Origin of the sequence: Janthinobacterium sp. SUN033 (assembly GCF_030397595.1) — a bacterium.
GTDB classification, from domain to species: Bacteria; Pseudomonadota; Gammaproteobacteria; order Burkholderiales; family Burkholderiaceae_D; genus Janthinobacterium; species Janthinobacterium kumbetense.
The window spans coordinates 129,977-144,188 of record NZ_JAPQNV010000006.1; the positions used below are offsets into that span (position 1 = coordinate 129,977).

Annotated in this window: 13 protein-coding genes; 10 read left to right on the forward strand and 3 right to left on the reverse strand. The window is 62.4% G+C overall.

The window, feature by feature from the left end:
• Positions 1 to 50 precede the first annotated feature (50 nt).
• From OX460_RS23945 to OX460_RS23985, 9 genes are all read left to right on the forward strand, one after another.
• Positions 51 to 1,262, forward strand: a complete 1,212-nt coding sequence (locus tag OX460_RS23945) for a phosphoglycerate kinase (RefSeq protein ID WP_099666365.1) — start codon at positions 51 to 53, stop codon at positions 1,260 to 1,262.
• 113 nt (positions 1,263 to 1,375) lie between these two features.
• The gene (gene pyk / locus OX460_RS23950; RefSeq protein WP_099666366.1) at positions 1,376 to 2,824 is read left to right on the forward strand and encodes a pyruvate kinase; all 1,449 of its coding nucleotides are present in this window, start codon (positions 1,376 to 1,378) and stop codon (positions 2,822 to 2,824) included.
• Positions 2,825 to 3,004: 180 nt separating this feature from the next.
• Positions 3,005 to 4,069: a class II fructose-bisphosphate aldolase gene (gene fba, locus OX460_RS23955; RefSeq protein ID WP_010401625.1), complete on the forward strand. Its 1,065-nt coding sequence runs from the start codon at positions 3,005 to 3,007 to the stop codon at positions 4,067 to 4,069.
• Positions 4,070 to 4,173: 104 nt separating this feature from the next.
• On the forward strand, positions 4,174 to 5,067 hold the full coding sequence (locus OX460_RS23960) for a phosphoribosylaminoimidazolesuccinocarboxamide synthase (RefSeq protein ID WP_077408674.1): 894 nt from the start codon (positions 4,174 to 4,176) through the stop codon (positions 5,065 to 5,067).
• Between the two features lies 1 nt (position 5,068).
• Positions 5,069 to 5,566, forward strand: coding sequence for a 5-(carboxyamino)imidazole ribonucleotide mutase (gene purE, locus OX460_RS23965; RefSeq protein ID WP_289900147.1), 498 nt, complete (start codon positions 5,069 to 5,071; stop codon positions 5,564 to 5,566).
• 15 nt (positions 5,567 to 5,581) lie between these two features.
• The gene (locus OX460_RS23970) at positions 5,582 to 6,778 is read left to right on the forward strand and encodes a 5-(carboxyamino)imidazole ribonucleotide synthase (RefSeq protein ID WP_289900148.1); all 1,197 of its coding nucleotides are present in this window, start codon (positions 5,582 to 5,584) and stop codon (positions 6,776 to 6,778) included.
• A complete protein-coding gene (locus OX460_RS23975) occupies positions 6,775 to 7,794 on the forward strand; it encodes an L-threonylcarbamoyladenylate synthase (protein ID WP_289900149.1) in 1,020 nt (339 codons plus the stop codon). Before OX460_RS23970 ends, OX460_RS23975 begins: the two co-directional genes overlap by 4 nt.
• A gap of 241 nt (positions 7,795 to 8,035) precedes the next feature.
• Positions 8,036 to 9,448, forward strand: a complete 1,413-nt coding sequence (locus tag OX460_RS23980; protein ID WP_289900150.1) for an SGNH/GDSL hydrolase family protein — start codon at positions 8,036 to 8,038, stop codon at positions 9,446 to 9,448.
• Positions 9,449 to 9,547: 99 nt separating this feature from the next.
• Positions 9,548 to 10,234: an OmpW family outer membrane protein gene (locus tag OX460_RS23985; RefSeq protein WP_180278678.1), complete on the forward strand. Its 687-nt coding sequence runs from the start codon at positions 9,548 to 9,550 to the stop codon at positions 10,232 to 10,234.
• A 38-nt stretch (positions 10,235 to 10,272) separates the two neighbouring features.
• Here the strand turns inward: OX460_RS23985 and OX460_RS23990 are convergent, their stop codons facing one another.
• Positions 10,273 to 10,779 (reverse strand): flavin reductase family protein, encoded by a 507-nt coding sequence (locus tag OX460_RS23990; protein ID WP_077408668.1) that lies wholly within the window; start codon positions 10,777 to 10,779, stop codon positions 10,273 to 10,275.
• 176 nt (positions 10,780 to 10,955) lie between these two features.
• On the opposite strand from OX460_RS23990, the gene msrA reads away from it, so the two are divergent.
• Entirely contained in the window at positions 10,956 to 11,489 is a 534-nt protein-coding gene (gene msrA / locus OX460_RS23995; protein WP_251350135.1) for a peptide-methionine (S)-S-oxide reductase MsrA, read from the forward strand.
• Between the two features lie 18 nt (positions 11,490 to 11,507).
• Here the strand turns inward: msrA and OX460_RS24000 are convergent, their stop codons facing one another.
• Positions 11,508 to 12,755, reverse strand: coding sequence for a cyclopropane-fatty-acyl-phospholipid synthase family protein (locus OX460_RS24000; protein ID WP_289900151.1), 1,248 nt, complete (start codon positions 12,753 to 12,755; stop codon positions 11,508 to 11,510).
• A gap of 127 nt (positions 12,756 to 12,882) precedes the next feature.
• Entirely contained in the window at positions 12,883 to 14,103 is a 1,221-nt protein-coding gene (gene pdxH / locus OX460_RS24005) for a pyridoxamine 5'-phosphate oxidase (protein ID WP_289900152.1), read from the reverse strand.
• Positions 14,104 to 14,212 lie beyond the last annotated feature (109 nt).

The window sequence follows — 14,212 nt, forward strand, 5'->3', positions numbered from 1 at the left end:
GTCATTGCGGTAAAATAGCGCACTTCCTTCCACTCGTCATCTGGATCGCCATGTCAGCTGTTCTCAACTTCATCCGTCTGCAAGATTTGATCGCCCAAAATGCACTGCAAGGCAAGCGCGTGTTTATCCGCGCCGACCTGAATGTCCCGCAAGATGACAGTGGCAAGATCACCGAAGATACGCGCATCCGCGCCTCGGTGCCGGCCATCCGCGCCGCGCTGGACGCTGGCGCCGCCGTCATGGTGACGTCGCACCTGGGCCGTCCGACGGAAGGCGAGTTCAAGCCTGCCGACAGCCTGGCGCCCGTGGCGGCCCGCCTGTCCGAGCTGCTGGGCCAGGAAGTTGCATTGAAACAAAACTGGGTCGATGGCGCTGGCCTGGAAAACCTGGCTGCCGGCCAGGTCGTCCTGCTGGAAAACGTGCGCGTGAACAAGGGCGAAAAGAAAAACAGCGATGAGCTGGCGCAAAAAATGGCCAAATTGTGCGATATCTACGTCAATGACGCGTTCGGCACGGCCCATCGCGCCGAAGCGTCCACGCACGGCATCGCCAAGTTCGCGCCCGTCGCCTGCGCCGGCCCGCTGCTGGCCGCCGAACTCGATGCGTTGGGCAAGGCGCTGCACGCGCCAGCCCGTCCGCTGCTGGCCATTGTTGCTGGTTCGAAAGTATCGAGCAAGCTGACCATCTTGAAAGCCCTGTCCGACAAGGTCGATAACCTGATCGTCGGCGGCGGCATCGCCAACACCTTCATGAAGGCTGTCGGCTTGAATGTCGGCAAGTCGCTGGTGGAAGCGGAACTCGTCGAGGAAGCGAAAGCCATCATCGACATCATGGCCAAGCGCGGCGCGCAAGTGCCGATTCCCGTCGATGTCGTGTGCGCCAAGGAATTCTCGCCCACGGCCGTTGCCACCGTCAAAGACGTGGCCGACGTGGCGGACGACGACATGATCCTCGATATCGGCCCGAAAACGGCCGCCTTGCTGGCGCAGCAAATCGGCGCCGCCGGCACCATCGTGTGGAACGGCCCCGTCGGCGTGTTCGAATTCGACCAGTTCGGCAACGGCACCAAGACCCTGGCCTTGGCCATTGCCGATTCGAAAGCTTTCTCGATCGCTGGCGGTGGCGACACCCTGGCGGCGATTGCCAAATACGACATTACCGATAAAATCAGCTATATCTCGACGGGCGGCGGCGCTTTCCTGGAGTTCCTGGAAGGCAAGACTTTGCCCGCCGTTGAAATCCTGATGCAGCGCGCCGCTTAAGGCGCTGCCGTCAGCAATTCAGTACCAAGCGCAGCCTGACCGCTGCGCTTTTACCTTGCCGGGCGGTTCAGCCGCCAGGTCTTGCTCACCTTCGCTCGCGCACAAGGACTCCTATGCCACGCGGTACAAAAATCGTAGCAACAATCGGCCCCGCTTCCACCGACTTCGATATCCTGGTGAAGATGATACGTGCGGGCGTCGACGTGGTGCGCTTGAATTTTTCCCACGGCAAGGCGCAAGACCATATCGACCGCGCGGCGCTGGTGCGCCTGGCGGCGGCCGAGTGCGGGCGCGAAGTGGCCATCATGGCCGACATGCAAGGGCCGAAGATTCGCGTCGGCAAGTTTGAAAATTCCCGCATCCAGCTGGAAGCGGGCGACAAGTTCATCCTTGACGCCAAGTGGGGCGAAAATGGCGAACTGGGCAACCAGGAACGGGTCGGCCTCGACTACAAGGCCCTGCCGCGCGACTTGCACAAGGGCGACGTGCTGCTGCTGAACGACGGGCTCATCGTGCTGATCGTCGAGCGCATCCACGGCAGCGAAATCCACACCACCGTCAAGATTGGCGGCGAGTTGTCGAACAACAAGGGTATCAACCGCCAGGGTGGCGGCCTGTCCGCGCCCGCGCTGACGGCCAAGGATATGGAAGATATCAAGACGGCCATGAGTTTCCAGGCCGACTATCTTGCTATTTCCTTCCCGAAATGTGCGACCGACATGGAAATGGCGCGCCAGCTGGCCAATATCGCCGGCGAACCGTACCACCACAAGCCGATGATGATCGCCAAGATCGAGCGCGCGGAAGCCATTCCTGCTCTGCAAGAGATTCTCGACGCGTCCGACGGCATCATGGTGGCGCGCGGCGACCTGGCGGTCGAGGTGGGCAACGCGGCCGTGCCGGCCCTGCAGAAACGCATGATCAAGATGGCGCGCGCGTCGAACAAGATTGCTATTACGGCAACACAGATGATGGAATCGATGATCGTCAACGCCGTGCCGACCCGCGCGGAAGTGTCCGACGTGGCCAATGCCGTGCTCGATGGCACGGACGCCGTCATGACGTCGGCCGAAACGGCCTCGGGCAAGTACCCGATCGAGACGGTGGAAATGATGGCCGCCATCTGCGTGGAAGCGGAACAATCCGAATACAACAAGCTCGATGCCGATTTCCTCAACGTCACATTTACCCGCATCGACCAGTCGATCGCGTATGGCGCGCTGTTCACCGCCCATCACCTGCGCGTCAAAGCCATCGTGGCGCTGACGGAATCCGGTTCCACCGCCTTGTGGATGAGCCGCCACAGTATCGACACGCCGATCTACGCGCTCACGCCCAGTGTCACCACTTTGCGCAAAGCCGCGCTGTACCGCAATGTTCGGGCGTATCATCTGATGCAGAACGCCCCCAGCGCGCAAGTGCTGAAGCAGGCGGAAGAGCTGCTGGTGGCGCAGGGCATCGTCCGCAAGGGCGACATGATCGTCGTCACCTGGGGCGAGCCGATGGGGCAGGTGGGCGGCACGAATGCCTTGAAGATTGTGAAGGTAGGCGAATTCGAGTAAAAACTGCCCAGGGCGTTGTTGCATTGCCTAGTCGTACTAGTTGTACTGCCTTCGGCAACGCGCCTAGCCCTGAGCAGTTTGTTGGACGTTCTAATTTAGTTGAAAGAATTCAGGCGCCGCCGCGGTTATTGACCACCGCGAAGCGCCGCAACGGTTTCTATTGTTATCTGGAGTATTACCATGTCTCTCGTATCCATGCGTCAACTGCTGGACCATGCTGCCGAAAACGGTTATGGCATTCCTGCTTTCAACGTCAACAACCTGGAGCAAGTGCAAGCCATCATGGCTGCCGCCGATGCGCTGAACAGCCCGGTGATCATGCAAGCGTCCGCTGGCGCGCGCAAGTACGCCGGTGAAGCGTTCCTGCGCCACCTGATCGACGCGGCTGTCGAAGCGTATCCGCACATTCCTGTCGTCATGCACCAGGATCACGGCCAGTCGCCGGCCGTCTGCATGGCCGCCATCCGCTCGGGTTTTACTTCCGTGATGATGGACGGTTCGCTGGAGGCGGACGGCAAGTCGGTTGCTTCCTACGAATACAACGTGGAAGTGTCGCGTGAAGTGGTGAAATTCTCGCACGCCATCGGCGTGACGGTGGAAGCGGAACTGGGCGTGCTCGGTTCGCTGGAAACCATGAAGGGCGACAAGGAAGACGGCCACGGCGCCGACGGCACCATGACCCGCGAGCAACTGCTGACGGACGTGGCGCAAGCGGCCGATTTCGTGCAGCGCACCCAGTGCGACGCCCTGGCGATCGCCATCGGCACCTCGCACGGCGCGTACAAGTTTACCCGCAAGCCGACGGGCGACATCCTGGCCATCGACCGCATCAAGGAAATCCACGCGCGCATCCCGAACACCCACCTGGTGATGCACGGTTCGTCGTCGGTGCCGCAGGAATTGCTGGCCATCATCCGCGAATTCGGCGGCGACATGAAGGAAACCTACGGCGTGCCAGTCGAGGAAATTCAGGAAGGCATCCGTCACGGCGTGCGCAAGATCAACATCGATACCGACATCCGCCTGGCGATGACGGCCGCGATCCGCAAGTACCTGTTCGAGAACCCGTCGAAATTCGACCCGCGCGACTTCCTGAAGCCAGCCCGCACCGCCGCCGAGCAAATCGTGCGCGCGCGCATGCAGGCGTTCGGCTGCGAAGGCCAGGCGTCGAAAATCAAGGTCATCACGATGGAAAAAATGGCCGAGCGCTACAAGGCCGGCGAGCTGTCGCAAATTGTGAAGTAAAATTCTGTCTGGAACGGGCCGGAAGCAATGCTCCGTGCCCGATTTTCTCGACCGGCGGGCACCCCCTGCCTGCCGGTTTCGTTTCATCCAACTATTCCCCCGCTATGAACAGCCTCTATCAGACTTCCATCCACTCCCTGCCATTGCTGGGCCACGGCAAGGTCCGCGACAACTACGCCGTTGGCGACGACAAGATCTTGATCGTCACCACGGACCGCCTGTCGGCCTTCGATGTCGTCATGAACGAGCCTATCCCCGGCAAGGGCAAGGTCCTCAACCAGATGAGCGATTTCTGGTTCGAGAAACTGGGCCACATCGTGCCGAACCACCTGACCGGCGTGGCGCCGGAATCCGTGGTGGCGCCAGAGGAAGTGGAGCAAGTGCAAGGCCGCGCCGTGGTGGCCAAGCGTTTGAAACCGATCATGGTCGAGGCAGTCGTGCGCGGCTATATCATCGGTTCGGGCTGGAAAGACTATCAGGACACGGGCAGCATCTGCGGCATCGCGCTGCCAGCGGGCTTGCAACAGGCGGAAAAACTGCCGGAGCCGATCTTCACCCCGGCAGCCAAGGCCGAACTGGGCGAGCATGATGAAAACATCAGCTTTGCTGAAATGGAAGAGCGCATCGGTGCCGACCTGGCCGCCAAGATGCGCGACGTCGCCATTGCCCTGTACAAGACGGCCGCCGAATATGCGGCCACGCGCGGCATCATCATCGCCGACACCAAGTTCGAATTCGGCCTGGACGACAATGGCGTCATGCATCTGATGGATGAAGTGCTGACGGCCGACTCGTCGCGCTTCTGGCCTGCCGATTCCTACCAGCCAGGCATTTCGCCGCCGTCGTTCGACAAGCAATTCGTGCGCGACTACCTGGAAACGTTGACCTGGGGCAAGACCGCGCCGGCGCCGGCGCTGCCGGCCGACGTCATCGAAAAAACCCAGGCCAAGTACTTCGAAGCCATCGAACGCCTGACGGGCGAGAAGCTGAAGGCCTGAGATGAGCGAGCACAATAAGCCGCTGGTCGGCGTCATCATGGGGTCGTCCTCGGACTGGGACGTGATGCAGAATGCGGTTGCCATCCTGAAACAGTTTGGCGTGCCGTACGAAGCGCAAGTCATTTCCGCACACCGCATGCCCGACGAGATGTATGCGTACGCGAAAAGCGCGCGCGCGCGCGGCTTGCGCGCCATCATCGCCGGCGCCGGCGGCGCGGCCCACCTGCCTGGCATGGTGGCGGCGATGACCATCGTGCCCGTGCTGGGCGTACCCGTGCCATCGAAATACTTGCGTGGCGAAGACTCCATGTTGTCCATCCTGCAAATGCCCAAGGGCGTGCCGGTCGCCACTTTCGCCATCGGCGAAGCGGGCGCGGCGAATGCGGCGCTGACGGCCGTGGCGATGCTGGCCGCCAACGACGATGTCCTGGCCGAAAAGCTGGAAGCGTTCCGTACCACGCAAACGGCCGCCGCCAAGGCCATGGTCTTGCCTGATTAATATGTTTGAAAAATAATGAATAGTAAATCGACTTCCCCATTGCTGCCTGCCGCCCATCCACCGGCATGGCTGGGCGTGATGGGCGGCGGCCAGCTCGGCCGCATGTTTGCCCAGGCCGCACAAGGCATGGGTTACCAGGTGGCCGTACTGGAGCCATCCGACGCCTGCCCTGCGGGGCAGGTGGCGCAGCGCCTGATCCATGCCGCATATGATGATGTGGCCGGCCTCGACGCCCTAGCGGCGCAATGCCTGGCCGTCACCACCGAGTTCGAGAACGTGCCGGCCGACAGCCTGTCGCGCCTGGCCGAACGCGTGTTTGTTGCCCCCAACGCCCACGGCGTGTCGGTGGCGCAAGATCGCATCGCGGAAAAACGTTTCTTTGTCGACTGCGCCGCCAAGTCCGGCGTGCTGCCGGCGCCGCATAGGGTCATCGCCACGCAGGACGATATCGACGCCATCGGCGACGACTTGCTGCCGGGCATCTTGAAAACCGTGCGCATGGGCTATGACGGCAAGGGCCAGTTCCGCGTGCGCACGCGCGACGACGTGCGCGCCGCCTTTGCGGAAATGGGCGAGGTAACTTGCCTGTTGGAAAAAATGCTGCCGCTGGCGTATGAAGTGTCCGTGCTGACGGCGCGCGGCGTGGATGGCGAATCGGTCGTGTATCCGATCGCCGAAAACGTGCACCGCGACGGCGTCCTGTTTACCACTACCGTGCCGGGCCCGAACGTGTCGGACGACTGCGCCGCCAGGGCGCAGCGGGCGGCGCAAGCCATGGTCGCCGAACTCGGTTATGTCGGCGTGCTGTGCATCGAATTTTTCGTGCTGGACGACGGCAGCCTGGTGGTCAATGAAATGGCGCCCCGTCCCCACAACAGCGGCCACTACACGATGGATGCCTGCGTCACCAGCCAGTTCGCGCAGCAGGTGCGGGCCATGGCGCGTCTGCCGCTGGGCGACGTGCGCCAGCATTCGCCAGCCGTGATGCTCAACATCCTGGGCGACGCCTGGTTTGCCGGCGACAGCGATGTTGCCAGCGAACCGGCGTGGGACCAGGTGCTGGCGCTGCCGGGCGCGTGCCTGCACCTGTATGGCAAGGACGACCCGCGCCGTGGCCGCAAGATGGGCCACCTGACCTTCATCGCGGCCACCTTGCAAGAGGCGCAGCAGCGCCTGCGCGACGCTTGCCTGATCCTGGGAATCGCGCCGTGAGCGTACTTGCACACGATCTGGCGGCGGCCGCTGCCGTGCTGGAAGCGGGCGGCCTCGTCGCTTTCCCGACGGAAACGGTGTATGGCCTGGGCGCCGATGCGGAAAACCCGGCCGCCGTGGCGCGCATCTACGAAGCCAAGGGCCGGCCTTCGGACCATCCCGTGATCGTGCACGTGGCGCCTGGTGCCGACTTGGCGCACTGGTCCGACGATATTCCGCCCGAAGCGCAGCAACTGGTGGCTGCCTTCTGGCCCGGTCCGCTGACCCTGATCGTCAAGCGCGCCACGCATATTCCCGATGCCGTCTCCGGCGGCCAGGATACGGTGGGCTTGCGCTGCCCGTCGCATCCGGTGGCTATCGCATTGCTACGCACGTTCAAGGGCGGCAAGGGCGGCCTGGCGGCGCCGTCGGCGAACAAATTCGGCAATGTCAGCCCCACCACGGCGCAGCATGTGCGCGATGAATTCGCGGCGGAACTCGCCAGCGGCTTGCTGGGCCAGGTCCTCGACGGCGGACAGAGCGATGTCGGCATCGAGTCGACCATCGTCGACCTGTCGCGCCTGGCCACGCATGGTCCCGTGTTGTTGCGTCCCGGCCATATCAGCAGCGAGCAGATCGCCGCCGTCATCGGTCGCGCACCGGCCGTGGCGGACGCGGCCGCGCCGCGCGCCTCGGGCACCCTGGAATCGCATTACGCACCGCACACGCCTGTTGCGATGCAGCACAGCGACGATGTGCGCGCCACCTTGAACCGCCTGCTCAATGACGGGCGCCGCGTGGCCCTGATCCACTACTCGGATCTGCCGCCGGCCAGCGCCAGCGTGCGCCTGGCAGCGACCCCGGAAAATTATGCACATGCGCTGTATGCCTCGCTGCGCACGATGGACCAGGTCGGCGCCGAGCTGATACTCGTCGAAGCACCGCCCACCGGCCCCGCGTGGCTGGGCGTGAATGACCGTCTGCGGCGTGCCGCCTTCGGTTCAAGTGGTATCTTGCAGCAATTTCTGTCCGCATAATAAAAGCCCCGCAAGGGGCTTTTTCTTGATGCAGCGCAATAGAGATGCTTGCCACGAAACATCTTAAATCCTCCATAATTCAGCGGATCGCCCGGTCGTGACGGGGCGCTGGCGGTGTTGTTATTTCGTTGATTTTTAAAACATATTTTCTATACAAGCCTGAGGAACGATGGCATATTAGTTGGGTAGCGAATAGCACGCCCGTTCGTTTAGAAACCAGAAAAAAGACCGAGGAGACAAAATGCATCAAACAAAATTCGCGCTGGCCGTGCTGGCTGCGGCTGTCCTGGCAGGTTGCGGCGGCGCCAGTGGCGGTGATCAAGCCTTGAAAGTCAAATACACGGCGCAGGTGTCGTTCGGCGACAGCCTGTCCGATGTCGGTTCGTATGCCGTCGCCGGCGTGGCGGCGAGCGGTGGCGGCAAATTCACCATCAATGGCGACAATACCAAGATCAATCCTGAACTGACGGGCAAGAACTGGACCGAGCACCTGGCCGCGCAATTCGGCTTGCCGGCGCCATGCGCCGCCGAAACGGGCCTGGAAGGCAGCATTCCCTCCCTGCAGGCTCCGCGCGTCAAGCATGCGGGCTGCTTCGGCTACGCCATGGGCGGTTCGCGCGTCACCAACCCGGTCGGCCCGAACAACAAGTTGGCGGGCGGTGCGCTGGGCGCCCTGACCGTGCCCGTGGTGACGCAGATTGCGAACCACCTGGCCGTTTCCGGCGGCAAGTTCAGCGGTACGGAAGCCGTCTTCGTGATGGCGGGCGGTAACGACGTGCTGTTCCTGCTGGGCGACTTGCAAGCGAAGGCCACTGCTGCTGGCCAGACGGCTGGCGCGGCTGCCGGTGCCGCTGCTGGCGCGAAAGCCTTTGCCTCCAATCTGGTTGCTGCCCTGGCAGCGCGCGCCGCCAACCCTGCCACGGCAGCGCAAGCCATCGGCGCGGCCGTGGCGGCCGCCGCTGCGGCGCCTGGCGCCACGTCAGCATCGATCGTGGGCGCTGCCGTGACCGCTGCCGCCACCGCCGGCGATACGGCGGTCGCTTCGCCAGCCGTGTATAGCCCGCTGGTGACCAAGGCGCAAGCCGATGCGACGGTCACCGGCAACGCCGCCGGTGCCGCTGCCGGCGCCAAGGCTGGTGCCGATTACGCCGCGGCGAATGGTCCTGCACTGGTTGGTGCCATGAAACAGGCTGGCACCGAGCTGGTGGCGCTGGTCAAGGATCAGATCATTGCCAAGGGCGCCAACTATGTGGTGGTCAACAACCTGCCTGACGTGGCCGGTACACCATCGGGCCTGAGCAAGGATGCCAATACCAAGGCGCTCATCAATGCCATGGTCAGCGCCTTCAACGGAGAGCTGAGCGGGGGCTTGAACGGCAACGCGAAAGTCTTGCTGGTCGACGTGTTTGCCGTCAGCCATGACCAGGGCGTCAATCCTGGCCCGTATGGCTTGACCAATGTCAGCGAGACGGCGTGCGACCTGACGCCAGCGAAGAATTTCTTGGGCAGCTCGCTCGTGTGCAATGGCACGAACCTGAAAGCGGGCGACGTCAGCCACTACTCGTATGCCGACGATGTGCACCCTACGCCGTTCAACAACCTGTTGCTGGCCCGTTATGTGGCCAAGGACATGGTCGTGCGGGGCTGGCTGTAAGGGATGGCCGCACCGGCTGTGCCTGCGAGGCGCGGCCGGTGCCGGCAGCGACAAGACTCGAAAGCGGAACACTCCGCACATACTGAATCAGGAGACAAGATGAAGAATCGTTTGAATACCGCCGTACGCGTGCTGGCCGCGGCTGCCGCGATGGCCATGGCGACGGGCGCTTCGGCGCAAAGCGCAGGCACCTGGATGGCCAAGGCTGGCCTCAACAAGATCACGCCGCACGTGGAAAGTGGCGACATTTCCGCGCCGGCATTGCCGGGCACGAAAGCCGACGTCAAGTCGGATACCAAGCCCATCCTGACCTTTGCCTACATGATCACGGACAATGTTTCCGCTGAAATGATTTTGGGCGTGCCGTACAAGCATGACCTGATCGGCGCCGGTTCCATCAAGGGCACGGGCAAACTGGGGACGGCGGAAGCCTTGCCCCCGACAGCCTTCATCCAGTACCGTTTCTTCCAGCCCAATGCGATGATCCGCCCTTACGTGGGCGCGGGCTTGACGTATGCCTATTTCCAGAAGGAAAAAGGCTCGGGCCAGATGACGGCCTTGCTGGATCCGGGTGGAAAACCCGTGACGTACCGCATGGACAACAAGCTGACAGGCAGCCTGGTGGTCGGCAGCACCCTGGCCTTCAACGAGCGCTGGTTTGCCGATGTGGCCGTGGTCAAGACTTACCTGAAAACCAAGGCGAAATTCTCCACGGGGCAGACGCAGGACATCAAGCTCGACCCGGTCGCCGTGAGTATCAGCATCGGGTATAACTTTACCCTGTAAAACAAAAAATCCGCCTCGGCGGATTTTTTTTGTCCCGCTCAGGCTGGCGGTGTATTGAACTTACCATTGTGGAAGATCAAGGGCGGCTGCGCGGCAAACGCGCATTGTTCCACTTCGCCCACGAAAATGACATGGTCGCCTTCCGGATAGCGGCTGCGGTTATGGCATTCGAACCAGGCCGATGCACCTTTCAGGATGGGCTGGCCCGTGCGCGACAGTTCGTACTCCACGTCGTCGAAGGGATTCGGCGTGCGGCGTGAAAAGCGCGTGGCCAGTTCCGCCTGGTCGGCGCCCAGCACATTGATGACGTAATGCGAGTTGCCACTGAAAATGGGCATGCTGTTCGCCACGGAACCGAGGCTCCACAGCACCAGGGGCGGCGACAGCGAGACGGAATTGAAGGAACTGGCCGTCAAGCCGCGGAAACTGCCGTCGGCCAGGCGCGTCGTAATGACCGTCACGCCGGTGGCAAACTGCGACAGTGCCTGGCGGAAATGTGTCGTATCGAATTCTTGCGCGGGCGCGCGGGGAGAGCGTGTGTTCATGGGTGACCTGTCTATTTGCTGACATTATGCCAAAAATCGGCCATGCCAGCGCAATCGTGGCCGGCATGCCCGTATGTGCGGTGTCCCACGCGCCGTTTCAAGCGACGCTGCAAGCCATGGCGCTTTGCGTTACAGTGGTGAAATGATAAGTCGCAGCAGCGTTGCGGGAGGACATCATGAATCAACAGACGGAAGTGGCGGTATTCGGCGGTGGCTGTTTCTGGTGCCTCGCCGCCGTGTATGGGGAAGTGCGCGGCGTGACGCGCGTCGAGTCCGGTTACACGGGCGGCAGCGTGCCCCATCCCAGCTACGAACAGGTGTGCACGGGCGAGACGGGCCACGCGGAAGTGGTGCGCCTGGAATTCGATCCTGCCATCATCGCTTACCACGACTTGCTGGAAATCTTTTTTACGCTGCACGACCCCACCACCCTGAATCGCCAGGGAAATGATGTCGGCACGCAATTTCGCTCCGTCATCTGTTACCAGTCGGCCGCGCAGGAAAGCGTGGCGCGCAAGGTAGTGGCCGAAATGGCCGGCGTGTGGGATGCGCCCATCGTCACGCAGCTGGCGCCGGCCGCCACTTTTTATCCGGCCGAGGATTACCACCAGAATTATGTCGAGCAGCATCCCTTGCAGGGCTATTGCGCCCTCGTCGTCGCGCCCAAGGTGGAGAAATTCCGCGCCATGTATGCGGGCCGCCTGAAGTAAGACGGCCCCGCGCGCCTGTCAGGGCGCGAGCACGGGCGCCGGCCTTGTTTCCTGCGTATTCTCTTGCGCATACATGTAGTTGCGTGACCAGGGCAGGGTGGACGAGCGCCGGCCTGCCTTCACGCAGACGATCTGGTACAAGCTGATCAGGTCTTGCTCGAAGGCATAGGCGCAGCCGGCCAGGTAGACGTGCCAGATGCGGAAGCGCCGTTCGCCCGCCAGCGGACGGATCTGCTCCGCGTGGGCTTCGAAATTCTCCGTCCACAGGGCGCAGGTGCGCGCATAGTGGCGGCGCAGGTTTTCCACGTCCAGCACTTCCAGTCCCCCCTGCTGCATGGTTTTCAAGACATTGCCGATGTGCGCCAGCTCGCCGTGCGGAAATACATATTTTTCGATGAATTCCCCGCCGCCATACGGCGTTTCGCCATTCTCCGGGTCGGTCGAGGTGATGCCGTGGTTCATCGCCATGCCATCGGGCGCGAGCAGCTTGTGGATGATGGAAAAGTAGTCGGGCAAGTGTTTCAGGCCCACGTGCTCGAACATGCCCACGCTGGTGATGCGGTCGAACTGGCCCGTGACGTCGCGGTAGTCTTGCAGGCGGATATCGATCAAATGGGCCAGGCCGGCCGCCGCCACGCGCTCGCGCGCCAGCGCGTACTGGTTCTCCGACAGGGTCACGCCCACGCAGCGGGCGCCATATTGCTGCGCGGCACGAATCACAAGCGCGCCCCAGCCGCAGCCGATGTCGAGCAGGGTCTGGCCCGGCTGCAGCTGGATTTTCTTCAGGATATGGTCGATCTTCTTGACTTGCGCCTGCGCCAGGGTTTCATCGCCATGCTCGAAATAGGCGCAGGAATACACGAGGGCGGGGTCGAGAAATTGTTCATAGAACGCATTCGACACGTCGTAGTGGTAGCGGATGGCTTCGGCATCCTTGCTCTTGTCATGCGTAAAGCTGCGCACGATGCGGGCCAGCTTGCCTTCCGGCTTCAAGGTCGTGCGCGCCAGGGCATTGCAGATGGAAATCATGTCCATCGCCGTGCCCTTGACCTCGATATTGCCTTCCACATAGGCCGAGCCCAGGTTGGCCAGCGACGGGTTCAGCAGGTAGCGGGCCGAGGCGACGGTCGGCAGGCGGATGGTGACTCTGGGCGCTTCGCTGGACAGGTCGACATGCTGGCCATTCCACAATTCTATGCGCAGCGGCAAGGCGGTCTTGCTGCGGATGCTGGCGATCCAGGACTTGAGTTGGTTTTGTACAAACAAAATGGCCTCCAATGAAGCGGCCGCCATGGCAGCCGCAAATTGAGAAACAATGTCATTTAGTAACTTCTACCCTCATAGCCTACACCTATATTGACCAGCTTGCTTTGCGCCGCCTTGCCTATCCTGCTCAGGGTTGCAGGCGCTGCATGCTCCATTGCCCGTCAGCATCGCGGGTGAACACGATGCGGTCGTGGAAGCGCGAGCGGCGTCCCTGCCAGAATTCGATGCGTTCCGGCTGCAAACGGTAGCCGCCCCAGTGGGCGGGGCGCGGCGGCTGCGCATCGCCGATGGCGGCGGCCACGGCCTCGTAATGGCTTTCCAGCTCGGCGCGGCTGGCGATCGGTGTACTTTGCTGCGAGGCAATCGCTGACAGCCGGCTTTGCAGGGGGCGCACATTGAAATACTCGTCGCTCTCGGCCGCCGTGGTCTTCACCACCGTGCCCTCGATGCGCACTTGCCGCTCCAGCTCGCGCCAGAAGAACAGCAGGGCCGCGTGCGGGTTGTGTTCCAGCTGCTGGCCCTTGTCGCTGTTGTAATTCGTGTACCAGGTGAAACCCCGTTCATCGAACTGCTTGATCAGCACGATGCGCGAGCTGGGCTTGCCGTCGGGACTGACGGTGGACAAGCTCATGGCGTTCGGCTCGCTGACCTGGGACTTGAGCGCTTCGTCGAACCACTTTTCAAATTGCGCAATCGGGTCGCGCTGCACGTCTTCCTCGGATAACAGTCTTTGCACATAATCGATGCGCATGGCGGCCAGGGTGGCTGCATCGTGCACGGGCACGGTGGCCGCTGCCGGGGCGGCGGTCTCTTCCGGCGCGATGCCGCGGCGGCGCTGCATGGCCGTGCCCAGCTGCTCCATCTGCTGCGCGCTGAACAGGCGCTTGGCCATGGGCGCCAGCTGGCCTTCTTCCTTGGCCATGTGGGCCTGGTAAGCGGCAACATAATCGCGCACGCCGTCGGCGGACAGCTGCGTGCCCGTGCCGGCAGCGATGGCGTCCAGTTCCGGGCGCAGGGTCAGCCAGGCCTGATCCATGCGCTGGTGGTCGGCGAGGATTTCCGGCACCAGCGTGGCCAGCAGGACGGCATCGTCGCCCGTGGCCGTCGCCTGCAGCATGGGCATCAAGTCCTGCTCTTCATCGTCATGGTGCAGATGGGCCGCTTTATTGAAATACTGCAACACCGCCTTGGCCGCCTGCTGCGCGTCCGCCGTGTTGCCGTGCTGCGCCAGATGGCCCAGCAGGTTTTGCAGGGTCGTCAGCTGCTTGCGGATCTTGTCGTGGCAATGCTTGAGCACGGCGATGGGCTGGTCAAAGCCGGGAACGGAGTCGAACAGGGGAGAGGTCATGGCGAGTTCTCGTGGTGAGCGGTGTGGGGGCGCGGCGACAATTGCTCTTGTCGCTGTGTCAATTCGGCTATTTTAGAATATCCGCCAGCGCAGTGTCCGTTAAAATGGC

Coding starts and splice junctions, on each gene's coding strand:
- OX460_RS23945 (WP_099666365.1), top strand. CDS start 51: ATGTCAGCTGTTCTCAACTTCATCCGTCTGCAAGATTTGATCGCCCAA.
- pyk (WP_099666366.1), top strand. CDS start 1,376: ATGCCACGCGGTACAAAAATCGTAGCAACAATCGGCCCCGCTTCCACC.
- fba (WP_010401625.1), top strand. CDS start 3,005: ATGTCTCTCGTATCCATGCGTCAACTGCTGGACCATGCTGCCGAAAAC.
- OX460_RS23960 (WP_077408674.1), top strand. CDS start 4,174: ATGAACAGCCTCTATCAGACTTCCATCCACTCCCTGCCATTGCTGGGC.
- purE (WP_289900147.1), top strand. CDS start 5,069: ATGAGCGAGCACAATAAGCCGCTGGTCGGCGTCATCATGGGGTCGTCC.
- OX460_RS23970 (WP_289900148.1), top strand. CDS start 5,582: ATGAATAGTAAATCGACTTCCCCATTGCTGCCTGCCGCCCATCCACCG.
- OX460_RS23980 (WP_289900150.1), top strand. CDS start 8,036: ATGCATCAAACAAAATTCGCGCTGGCCGTGCTGGCTGCGGCTGTCCTG.
- OX460_RS23985 (WP_180278678.1), top strand. CDS start 9,548: ATGAAGAATCGTTTGAATACCGCCGTACGCGTGCTGGCCGCGGCTGCC.
- OX460_RS23990 (WP_077408668.1), bottom strand. CDS start 10,779: ATGAACACACGCTCTCCCCGCGCGCCCGCGCAAGAATTCGATACGACA.
- msrA (WP_251350135.1), top strand. CDS start 10,956: ATGAATCAACAGACGGAAGTGGCGGTATTCGGCGGTGGCTGTTTCTGG.
- pdxH (WP_289900152.1), bottom strand. CDS start 14,103: ATGACCTCTCCCCTGTTCGACTCCGTTCCCGGCTTTGACCAGCCCATC.